Below are 8,594 nucleotides of genomic sequence, written 5' to 3' on the forward strand. Positions count from 1 at the left end.
CGCCAGGTCGTCTGCTATCAGCCAGCGCGGCAGCCCGCCCCAGCCCAGCCCCTCGCGCATCAGCATATGCTTGGTGCGCACATCCGTCAGCCGCCAGGTGCGGTAGGCGAAGACGCCGAAGTCGCGCCCCTTGGTGCGCTCCGACTGGTCGGTGACGACAAGCTGCGTGTGTTCGCGCGCATCCTCGATCGCCACCGGCTTCGGCAGCAGGGCCAGCGGATGGCTGGGCGCGGCAGCCAGCACGATCGACATGAAGCCGATGCGCACGAGATGCACATCGACATCGCCCAGCAGGCCACCAATGCCAAGGTCGGCCTGCCCGCTGACGACATGATCGGGGATCAGGCCGAGCGTACCGATATGCAGGCGCAGCATCACGGTCGGAAATTGCGCCTCGAACGCCTTCAGCACCCGCACCAGCACCGGCGACGGCAACGCTGCGTCGACCGACAGCGCGACTTCAGCCTCGAGCCCTTGATGATGGCCGTCGACGCACGAGCGGATGCGCTGCAGCACACCGATCATGCGCCGCGCATCCTCCAGCATCGCCCGGCCGATCTCGGTCAATTGCGGCTCGCGGGTACCCTCGCGCTCGAACAGTTTCAGCCCCAGCTGCGCCTCGAGATTGGCTATGCCGTAGCTGATGACGGACTGTGCCCGATTGAGCCTGCGGCCGGCGGCCGAGAAGCTGCCGGCTTCGGCGACTGTCACAAAGATCTGAAGTTGATCGAGCGTCGGATTTGGCTGCATCGTGATATCTAACTTATAGATGGATCGTATAGAAAATATACCAGTTTATTGAATGGATCGAAAGTCCCATATCTGGCGGGACAAATCATTCCAACCGCTGGAGAGCCCAAAATGTCCATTCTTCTCATCACTTCGAGCCCGCGCGGCGCCGCCTCCCATTCGACCCGCATCGCTACCGAATTCGCTGAAAAGCTCGTCGCCGCCGATCCGTCGAACACGCTCGTCGTGCGCGACCTCGTCGCCAATCCGCTCCCCCATATCGACGCCGACTACGCGAGCGGCATCTACGTGCCGGCGGAAGCGCGCACTGCGCGCCAGGCTGAGGTCGTCGGCGTCTCCGATGTCGTGCTCGACGAGCTGTTTGCTGCCGACACCGTGATCCTGGCCACAGGCTTCATCAACTTCAACATCTCCTCAACGCTGAAGTCCTGGGTCGATCATATCTCTCGTTCCGGCAAGAGCTTTTCCTATGGCGAGAACGGCCCCAAGGGTCTCGTCACCGGCAAGAAGGTCTATATCGTGCTGGCTTCGGGCGGCATCTATTCCGAAGGTGCGGCCGTGCAGTTCGATCACGCCATTCCCTACCTGCGCGGCGTGCTCGGCTTCCTCGGCATGACCGATGTCGATGTCATCCGCATCGAAGGCGTCGGCATGGGTCCTGACGCGGTGACCGCAGCGCTCGCCAAGGCGACCGCCAAGGTCGATGCCGTGGTGGCAGCCAGCCAGGGTGTCGCGGCTGCCGCATAGGGAAAAGACTTAAATTGGAGGGCAGGCGCTTGGCGCCCGCCCTTTTTCAATGCGCTCCCGCTTGTTTTCCTGACAGTAAACAGCGCGAAGCGACCAGAGTCCTTTGGGTGTGACTTGACGATCCACCTTGGTTCACTCACAATCACAATGAACCAAGTGGATCGAAACCATGACGGCTTTCACCGTACGCCTCCCCGACGACACGACAAACAGGCTCGACCAACTTGCCGAAAAGCTCGATCGCTCGCGCTCTTATGTGGCCGCCAAGGCCATCGAAGACTTTGTAGCTCGTCAAGAGTGGCAACTCGCTGAGATAGAGGCCGGATTGGCCGAGGCCGAGCGCGGTGAGTTCGCCAGCGAACAAGAGTTGGCCGCCGTGATCGGGAAATACGTCAAGCCCGCCGGCTGATCCATGAGCCGCAAGACAATCCGTTGGACCAAGCGGGCTTTGCGTCGGCTTGGCGAAATCGGCGCGCATATCGAGAAAGACAGTCCCGAAGCTGCCGCCCGTGTCATTGGGCGCATCTTGTCCGCAGCGGAGTTGCTTACCGAACAGCCGGCTATGGGTCGCGTTGGACGCATCAAGGCGACGCGAGAACTCGTTTTGGCCGATATCCCATATATCGTCCCCTATCGCGTAAGCGAAGATGCCGTCGAAATACTTACCGTCATACATGCCGCCCAACAGTGGCCAAAGAGCCTCTGAGCCAACTGGCCGCTGCCTTTCTAGCCGATGAAATGCCTGAGCAACCCCGCCGAAGCGACTCCGATCAGCACAGTCGGCAGCATGGAAAGCCGCGTGGCGGCCACCAGCGTAACAGCCAGCGCCAGAATATCCGCCGGGGACTTCGACACGAAGGCCGGTGCGATGACCGCAATCAGCACGCAACCGGGCGCCGCTTCCATCACCGCCGTGGCACGCCCGCTGAGCGTACGGTTGCGCAGCACGACATAGCCGCCGATGCGCGTGAGATAAGTGACGCCGGCCATCAGCACGATGGTGAAAAAGGTCGTTGCATCGATCATGCATCACTCGCCATCAGCCAGGCCGCGACCAGACCCGACATGGCGCCCGCGGCGACATACCAGGCGCCGGGAACGAAGAGATAGACCAGTGCCGCCACGACCAGGCTGACCAGCCAGGGTCGCGCCGCCGCCATACCCGTCCACATACCGCGCATCAGCACCAGGAATACGGCCGGGAACGCCATGTCGAAACCATAGGTGCCGACGTCGCCGAGCATCGGACCGAGCAAGGCACCCAGCGTGGTGAAGGCCACCCAGGTGAGATACATCGCCAGCGCCGCGCCCATATAGTAGCGCGGGCTGAAGGCCGGCGTGACGCCGGCAGCGGTGCGCTGTTTGGCATCGGCCAGGCCCAGTGCCCAGCTTTCATCGCACATAAAGAAAAGCGCCGGAAACACCTTGCGCCGTGGCAGGTGGCGCAGGAACGGCGCCAGTGCCGCACCCATCAGCAGGTGACGGCTGTTGACCAGGAAGGTGATGGCGACGATGAGCACGATGTGCGGCGGCGACGTCCACAATTGGATCGCCGCGAATTCCGAACCGCCGGCGAAATTCAGTCCTGTCATCATGGACAGTTCGACCGTGCTCAGCCCTTTTTGCGTGGCCTGGGCGCCAAGCACCAGCGCATAGGGGATGGTGCCGAACAGCACCGGCGCGCAGGACGCCACGCCACGGCGGAATTCGGATCGCGAACCATTGCCCGCCGCCTCGACTGCCTGTGAAATGCTCATGTGTCTCCACTGGCGCGCCTCGCGGCCGCCGCTGCCCTGCGTTTGAACTCTCATGATACTGGCGGCAAACATACCCACAATTCTCCGCAATATGGTTGCGAATATTGTTGTACTTCAACTAGGCTCGGCATTGAGTGCCATTAATTTCAAAATAGATGGAATCTAGAGCCATGAAGCTGGATGAGATCGACAAGCGGATCCTGCGGGCGCTGCAGCGCGACGGCCGCATGGCCAACAACGATCTGGCCAAAGAGGTCGGCCTGTCGCCCTCGCCTTGCCTGCGGCGCGTGAAGCTGCTGGAGGAAGCCGGCATCATCGATCGCTACGTCGCAGTGCTGAACCCCGGCAGCATCGGCAAGGGCCTCACCTTCTTCACCCGCATCTGGCTGAAAACGCAGGATGAGGACACGATCGAGCATTTCGCCACCGAAGTCGCCAAGCTGCCGCAGGTGATGGAGTGCTATTTGATGCTCGGCGATTGCGACGCCATGGTGCGCGTGGTGGCGGCCGGCATCGACGATTACCGCCGCTTCCAGTCGGAGCATCTGAGCCGCATCAAGGGCGTGCAGAACGTCAAGACCGACGTCCCCAGCCAGACGATCAAATACACGTCGGAACTGCCGATCTGAGCTGCCGAAAACGGCGTCACGTCAAACTGGATAAAAAATGCAACCGGATTGTAGGATCGAACCCGGTGCCGGCGTCCTTCGGGTGCAAGCAGCGCGCAGCGCTGCCTTTAGGCATGGGAGATTTGAATGAGCCTTTCCTATCGTTGGGTCATCGTCGCCGCTGGCGCGCTGATGTCCTGTGTCGCCATCGGGACGATGTTTTCGCTGGCGATATTCCTGGAGCCGATGGCGATCGACACCAACTGGTCGCGCGCCGGCATTTCCAGCGCCATGACGCTCAACTTCCTGGTGATGGGCCTTGGTGGCTTCGCCTGGGGCGCGATATCGGACCGTTTTGGCGCCCGCATCGTCGTGATGATCGGCGCGGTGCTGCTCGGGTTGGCGCTGGTGCTGGCCAGCCGCGCCGGTTCGCTGCTGAGCTTCCAGATCACCTATGGCGTGCTGGTCGGTCTCGCGGCAAGCGCCTTTTTTGCGCCGATGATCGCGCTGACCACAGGCTGGTTCGACACCAACCGCAGCCTTGCCGTCTCACTGGTCTCGGCCGGCATGGGCGTGGCGCCGATGACGATCTCGCCCTTCGCCCGCTGGTTGATCTCCGCCTATGACTGGCGCACCGCCATGTTCGACATCGGCATTACCGCCTGGGTGCTGCTGTTGCCGGCGGTGCTGCTGGTGCGCCAGCCGCCGAAGCCCGTCTTGGTCGACACCGGCTCCGCGCCGGTTGCCGAAGGTGCCGGCCTGACAGTCGGCCAGGCGCTGCGCTCGCCGCAATTCATCGTGCTCGGGCTGACCTTCTTTGCCTGCTGCGCGGCGCATTCCGGACCGATCTTCCATATGGTCAGCTATGCCATGCTGTGTGGCGTCGCCCCCATGGCAGCGGTCTCGATCTACAGTGTCGAAGGTCTGGCAGGCCTTGGCGGCCGGCTCTTCTACGGCGTGCTGGCCGACCGGCTGGGCGTCAAGCCGGTGCTGATCGCGGGCCTGGCGATCCAGGCGATCGTCATTGCCGCCTATCTGTCGATCAGCCAGCTTGAGCAGTTCTACATGCTGGCCGTTATCTTCGGTGCCACCTATGGCGGCGTCATGCCGCTCTATGCGGTGCTGGCGCGCGAATATTTCGGCCAGCGCATCCTCGGCACCGTGTTCGGCGCCGCCACCATGCTGTCCAGCCTCGGCATGGCGCTGGGACCGCTTGCCGGCGGCATGGTGTTCGATGCCTACGCCAACTATTCCTGGCTGTTCATCGGCTCTGCTCTTATCGGGCTCGGCGCGGTCGGCATCGCCATCGCGTTCCCGCCACTACCGCGCAGGGAACTGCAGCCGGCTTAGTTGGGGTCGACTTCCAAGCCTTGCTGGCCGGGCGCGCAATCAGCCTGGCCCGTTCGGTTCGCCGCGGATCCTGTCCTCTGTTTCATCCGTTCCCCCTTGTGCGAGTGCGGAAGTCCACGGCCAACGTTTGCACCAAGCGACGACTTCGCGCACCCATCCACACCAGTGAGGGTACCATTTGAGCCGAAGGCGCGCGGCTCCACCACGGCCAGGCTTGAATGGCAGGCAACAGTCGATGGATCGAAAAGCTCTCTTAAGCATTTAAGCTTTGGCTAATAGTAGCCTCAGGAGAGAAACGATGAAAAAGACGCTGCTCATTTTGAGCCTGCTCATTCCGCTCTCGGCGTGCTCCCGTACCGAACAAGGCGCCGCCGTCGGCGGCTTGGGTGGCGCGGCCGTAGGCGCCGCGGTGGCCGGAGACCCCGTGGAAGGGGCGGTTGTCGGCGGTGCGGTGGGAGCGATAGCCGGGGCCGTCATCGGCCACGCCAGCGAAGCCGGCCAGTGCAGATATCGCGATCGGTACGGCCGGGTTTACGTCGCGCGGTGCCCGAACGGCTACTGATCTCAAGACGCGTGATCTCCTTCGATCACGCGTCTGCCAGGAGTAGTCGAATGGCCTATCGGATCAAAAAGTTGCCGGGTTTCTTGTTTGCCGCTGTCGGCGCTGCCGCGTTGAATATCGCGTCCACGATTGCGATTTCGGCCGCGCCGGTTGATGCGAAGACGATTGCCGATCACTTCTCATCGGTGAAATCCATGTCAGGGGATTTCGTGCAGTCGGGCCCGAAGGCGGAAAGAAAACATGGCAGGTTTTTTCTCCAACGCCCGGGCAAGATCCGGTTCAATTATGCTGGCCAATCTGGGATCAGCGTGGTTGCGGATGGTAAATCCCTGGTGGTTTACAACAGGAAACTGAAGACATCGCGGCTCTATGCTCTCTCGAAGACGCCGCTGAAGCTGCTGCTCGACAACAAGGTCGACTTCTCCGGCAGTCGCCTCAAGAGCATCAGAGACGACGGCGCCCAAGTTACCGTCAAGCTGGCCGACAGATCGGCTTTCGGCAATTCGAACATCTCCATGGTGTTCGACAGAAAATCGCTCGATCTGCGCAGATGGAGCCTCACCGACGAGAAGGGACTTACCACAACGGTGACTATATCAAATGTGAAGCAGGGCGTTCGCGCTCCCGAGGGCACCTTCGTTATCGATTATGCGGCGAACCGTGAATTCAACACCCCAACGAAATAGCGGCGGCCGCAGAATGGTCACAGCACCGGAACCAATATGATCAGCGGCGGTTTAATCCATGAAGGGACCGGAACCGCAAAGGACGCGGCACAATGATTGAAATTCACAGCATCGAAGCGGCCAACGCCAGACTGCGCATAAGGAGAGCTGAGCACTCTCTGAAGCGTGCGAATGACTTGCTGGACGAGGAAGGCGGCGTCGCTCTTAATCTGGCATTGTGCGGCCGGATAAGGGCCGCGAGAAGGCATCTGATCGAGGCCAGGACCCGCCTGATGACGATCGATCCCGCCAGGACGAGTTGATTCGCCGGCGGTCAGGTCAACCCGGACCGAGAGGTCCATCGTGGTGCAAAGGCCCGCATGGTTAGGTAGTGCCCTGCTGGCGGTGATCTACCCAAAAATCCGGTCGCCCTGCTCGTCGACCAGTTGGATGCCCTTCTTGATCGAGATGTCGACGGCGTCGTCGAGCCCGGCAAAACGGTCGGCACGGATGAATTTGTGTTCCTTCACCACACCGCCGATCTCCTTGGAGACGACGCCGCACGTCTGGTACTGGCCATCCGCCTTGTAGGGCGTGGCGCTGATCAGGAAGCCCTTGTGCTCGACCTGCTTGGCTGGCGCTACACTCGTCGGCTCAGCCGCCTGGGTCCCGCCGCCACCACCGCCGAAAAGACGCTTCAGAAAAGACATCGGGCTTCCTCCAACAGCATTCATCCCGCACCATGTAGAGTGACGCGGGATGAATTTCACTATCGGTCCTTGGCCCAGCGGGCAAGGGCTGCGTCCGGTCGGCTGGACGAGCTTACTTGCGCGACAGCGCTTCCAGCGCCTCGGCGGCGGCTTCGAGGATGGCGATCGCCTCGGCCTGCTTGTCGGCCGGGGCGTCGACGAAGTCACCCAGAGCCGCGCGCAGTCGGTGGCGGACTGCGCGGAATTCGTCGCGCGCTTCCGAACGATCCCCGCGGCTACCCCGGCCGCCACGACGCCCGCCCTCTTCACTCTCGTCGGTCCAGCCGAACCAGTCGCGCGCCTTGGCCATTTTGCGGCCGAAGCGCTCGAGATGGTCGAGCACGCCATCGATCATCTCGCGGTTGTCGGCGAGATGCGCCTGGCCAGCTTCGGTGATCGAAAACACCTTCTTGTTGCCGTCGGCGGCGGAGGCGGCATAGCCGGCCTCTTCCAGGAAGGTCAGCGTCGGGTAGACCACGCCCGGGCTCGGGCTGTAGATGCCGCTGGTGCGCTCTTCCAGGGCCTTGATGATGTCGTAGCCGTGGCGCGGCGCCTCGGCCAGCAGCGACAACGTGATCAGCTTGAGGTCGCCGTCGGCCAGCATGCGCCCGGCGCGGAACATGTCGCCCGGGCCGCCGCGCCCGCCACCGCGACCGCCCTGCCCGAACGGGCCAAAACCGCCGCCCCCTCTGCCACCAAATTTGCCGGCCATGTGCATGAACATGCGTTCGCCGAAATGATTGTTCCCAAAATGTTTGTGCATTGATTGCTCCTTGAGTTGTATCTTACGATATATTTTAATTAGGCAAGCCAATCGACGGAGTCAAGATATATCTTACGATGTATCTGAATGCGGCGCCAGAGGCTTGCTTTCACTGGAACGTGCCGCTAGAAGGCCGGCGAGCGCCTCGGCTGCTCCGTAAGCGTCTGACGTCAAGCAACGCATCCAACCCGGTCTTCCGGGCAATTTTGCCGGCCACGGCGAATGGATGCCAATGCGACGGACCGGACACTTTCAGGGAACACCCGAAATGAATGCAAGATATCAGCGCAGGAAACTGCCTGCGCGCTATGCCGCTGTTCTCAGCCCGCTGGTGCTGTCGCTGTTGATGACCTTCATCGTCTCGTTGATCTCGACGTTGAAAAGCCTTGGCTTCCACCCCGAGCTGCCGTCCATCTGGCTGGTCGCCTGGGGTCTGTCCTGGCTGGTGGCGTTTCCGACGCTGCTGCTGGTGCTGCCGATAGTACGCCGCATCGTCGGCGCGCTGTGCGAGCCGGCCAGCCGATAGCGCGCACGAAAAGGTCCGGAGATGTCCTCCGGACCTTTGCGCTTCTGGTCATCAATGACGAACGGCTACCAGCGGCCCTTGCGGCGGTTCCCGGCATAGAGAAGATCGGCGAAGCGG

14 protein-coding genes are annotated in these 8,594 nt (G+C 62.0%); 8 read left to right on the forward strand and 6 right to left on the reverse strand.

Annotated elements, in window-relative coordinates; translation table 11 throughout:
* Nucleotides 1–750, reverse strand: a 750-nt coding sequence (locus EOD15_RS22730) for a LysR family transcriptional regulator (protein WP_148129618.1), incomplete at its 3' end; no start/stop codon positions are given.
* Nucleotides 751–861: 111 nt separating this feature from the next.
* Between EOD15_RS22730 and EOD15_RS22735 the strand changes: the two genes are divergently transcribed.
* From EOD15_RS22735 to EOD15_RS22745, 3 genes are all read left to right on the forward strand, one after another.
* On the forward strand, nucleotides 862–1,497 hold the full coding sequence (locus tag EOD15_RS22735) for an FMN-dependent NADH-azoreductase (RefSeq protein WP_127268106.1): 636 nt from the start codon (nucleotides 862–864) through the stop codon (nucleotides 1,495–1,497).
* Nucleotides 1,498–1,666: 169 nt separating this feature from the next.
* Nucleotides 1,667–1,906 carry a CopG family ribbon-helix-helix protein gene (locus EOD15_RS22740; protein WP_127256140.1) on the forward strand — a complete coding sequence of 80 codons (240 nt, stop codon included), beginning with the start codon at nucleotides 1,667–1,669 and terminating at the stop codon, nucleotides 1,904–1,906.
* Between the two features lie 3 nt (nucleotides 1,907–1,909).
* Nucleotides 1,910–2,203 carry a type II toxin-antitoxin system RelE/ParE family toxin gene (locus EOD15_RS22745; RefSeq protein WP_127268105.1) on the forward strand — a complete coding sequence of 98 codons (294 nt, stop codon included), beginning with the start codon at nucleotides 1,910–1,912 and terminating at the stop codon, nucleotides 2,201–2,203.
* Nucleotides 2,204–2,223: 20 nt separating this feature from the next.
* Here EOD15_RS22745 and EOD15_RS22750 read toward each other — a convergent pair whose 3' ends face one another.
* Both EOD15_RS22750 and EOD15_RS22755 read right to left on the reverse strand, forming a co-directional pair.
* The gene (locus EOD15_RS22750) at nucleotides 2,224–2,523 is read right to left on the reverse strand and encodes an AzlD family protein (protein WP_127326299.1); all 300 of its coding nucleotides are present in this window, start codon (nucleotides 2,521–2,523) and stop codon (nucleotides 2,224–2,226) included.
* Complete coding sequence (locus EOD15_RS22755; RefSeq protein WP_127321867.1) at nucleotides 2,520–3,254, reverse strand: AzlC family ABC transporter permease; 735 nt, start codon at nucleotides 3,252–3,254, stop codon at nucleotides 2,520–2,522. The genes EOD15_RS22750 and EOD15_RS22755 overlap by 4 nt, the downstream gene beginning before the upstream one ends.
* Nucleotides 3,255–3,424: 170 nt before the next feature.
* Here EOD15_RS22755 and EOD15_RS22760 point away from each other — a divergent pair, with 170 nt between their 5' ends.
* The 4 genes from EOD15_RS22760 (at nucleotide 3,425) to EOD15_RS22775 (ending at nucleotide 6,460) form a co-directional block, all read left to right on the forward strand.
* Nucleotides 3,425–3,883, forward strand: a complete 459-nt coding sequence (locus tag EOD15_RS22760) for an Lrp/AsnC family transcriptional regulator (protein ID WP_127268102.1) — start codon at nucleotides 3,425–3,427, stop codon at nucleotides 3,881–3,883.
* Nucleotides 3,884–4,009: 126 nt separating this feature from the next.
* Nucleotides 4,010–5,212 (forward strand): MFS transporter, encoded by a 1,203-nt coding sequence (locus tag EOD15_RS22765; RefSeq protein ID WP_127321868.1) that lies wholly within the window; start codon nucleotides 4,010–4,012, stop codon nucleotides 5,210–5,212.
* Between the two features lie 298 nt (nucleotides 5,213–5,510).
* The gene (locus EOD15_RS22770; protein ID WP_127297410.1) at nucleotides 5,511–5,774 is read left to right on the forward strand and encodes a YMGG-like glycine zipper-containing protein; all 264 of its coding nucleotides are present in this window, start codon (nucleotides 5,511–5,513) and stop codon (nucleotides 5,772–5,774) included.
* A gap of 50 nt (nucleotides 5,775–5,824) precedes the next feature.
* On the forward strand, nucleotides 5,825–6,460 hold the full coding sequence (locus EOD15_RS22775) for an outer membrane lipoprotein carrier protein LolA (RefSeq protein ID WP_127321869.1): 636 nt from the start codon (nucleotides 5,825–5,827) through the stop codon (nucleotides 6,458–6,460).
* A 17-nt stretch (nucleotides 6,461–6,477) separates the two neighbouring features.
* Here the strand turns inward: EOD15_RS22775 and EOD15_RS35880 are convergent, their stop codons facing one another.
* The 3 genes from EOD15_RS35880 to EOD15_RS22790 all read right to left on the reverse strand — a co-directional run bounded on the left by EOD15_RS35880 (nucleotide 6,478) and on the right by EOD15_RS22790 (nucleotide 7,951).
* On the reverse strand, nucleotides 6,478–6,801 hold the full coding sequence (locus tag EOD15_RS35880; RefSeq protein ID WP_164893217.1) for a hypothetical protein: 324 nt from the start codon (nucleotides 6,799–6,801) through the stop codon (nucleotides 6,478–6,480).
* Nucleotides 6,802–6,849: 48 nt separating this feature from the next.
* Nucleotides 6,850–7,149 carry an HlyU family transcriptional regulator gene (locus EOD15_RS22785; protein ID WP_127323125.1) on the reverse strand — a complete coding sequence of 100 codons (300 nt, stop codon included), beginning with the start codon at nucleotides 7,147–7,149 and terminating at the stop codon, nucleotides 6,850–6,852.
* A gap of 112 nt (nucleotides 7,150–7,261) precedes the next feature.
* Nucleotides 7,262–7,951, reverse strand: coding sequence for a PadR family transcriptional regulator (locus EOD15_RS22790; protein ID WP_127323126.1), 690 nt, complete (start codon nucleotides 7,949–7,951; stop codon nucleotides 7,262–7,264).
* A 268-nt stretch (nucleotides 7,952–8,219) separates the two neighbouring features.
* Here EOD15_RS22790 and EOD15_RS22795 point away from each other — a divergent pair, with 268 nt between their 5' ends.
* Nucleotides 8,220–8,477: a DUF2798 domain-containing protein gene (locus tag EOD15_RS22795; RefSeq protein WP_127408838.1), complete on the forward strand. Its 258-nt coding sequence runs from the start codon at nucleotides 8,220–8,222 to the stop codon at nucleotides 8,475–8,477.
* The last annotated feature ends 117 nt before the right edge of the window (nucleotides 8,478–8,594 follow it).

The organism is Mesorhizobium sp. M7A.T.Ca.US.000.02.2.1 (assembly GCF_003996995.1).
Lineage (GTDB): Bacteria > Pseudomonadota > Alphaproteobacteria > Rhizobiales > Rhizobiaceae > Mesorhizobium.

Bases quoted from the DNA above. Each gene is read 5' to 3' on its own strand.
- EOD15_RS22735 (WP_127268106.1), top strand. From the start codon at position 862: ATGTCCATTCTTCTCATCACTTCGAGCCCGCGCGGCGCCGCCTCCCAT.
- EOD15_RS22740 (WP_127256140.1), top strand. From the start codon at position 1,667: ATGACGGCTTTCACCGTACGCCTCCCCGACGACACGACAAACAGGCTC.
- EOD15_RS22745 (WP_127268105.1), top strand. From the start codon at position 1,910: ATGAGCCGCAAGACAATCCGTTGGACCAAGCGGGCTTTGCGTCGGCTT.
- EOD15_RS22750 (WP_127326299.1), bottom strand. From the start codon at position 2,523: ATGATCGATGCAACGACCTTTTTCACCATCGTGCTGATGGCCGGCGTC.
- EOD15_RS22755 (WP_127321867.1), bottom strand. From the start codon at position 3,254: ATGAGCATTTCACAGGCAGTCGAGGCGGCGGGCAATGGTTCGCGATCC.
- EOD15_RS22760 (WP_127268102.1), top strand. From the start codon at position 3,425: ATGAAGCTGGATGAGATCGACAAGCGGATCCTGCGGGCGCTGCAGCGC.
- EOD15_RS22765 (WP_127321868.1), top strand. From the start codon at position 4,010: ATGAGCCTTTCCTATCGTTGGGTCATCGTCGCCGCTGGCGCGCTGATG.
- EOD15_RS22770 (WP_127297410.1), top strand. From the start codon at position 5,511: ATGAAAAAGACGCTGCTCATTTTGAGCCTGCTCATTCCGCTCTCGGCG.
- EOD15_RS22775 (WP_127321869.1), top strand. From the start codon at position 5,825: ATGGCCTATCGGATCAAAAAGTTGCCGGGTTTCTTGTTTGCCGCTGTC.
- EOD15_RS35880 (WP_164893217.1), bottom strand. From the start codon at position 6,801: ATGGACCTCTCGGTCCGGGTTGACCTGACCGCCGGCGAATCAACTCGT.
- EOD15_RS22785 (WP_127323125.1), bottom strand. From the start codon at position 7,149: ATGTCTTTTCTGAAGCGTCTTTTCGGCGGTGGTGGCGGCGGGACCCAG.
- EOD15_RS22790 (WP_127323126.1), bottom strand. From the start codon at position 7,951: ATGCACAAACATTTTGGGAACAATCATTTCGGCGAACGCATGTTCATG.
- EOD15_RS22795 (WP_127408838.1), top strand. From the start codon at position 8,220: ATGAATGCAAGATATCAGCGCAGGAAACTGCCTGCGCGCTATGCCGCT.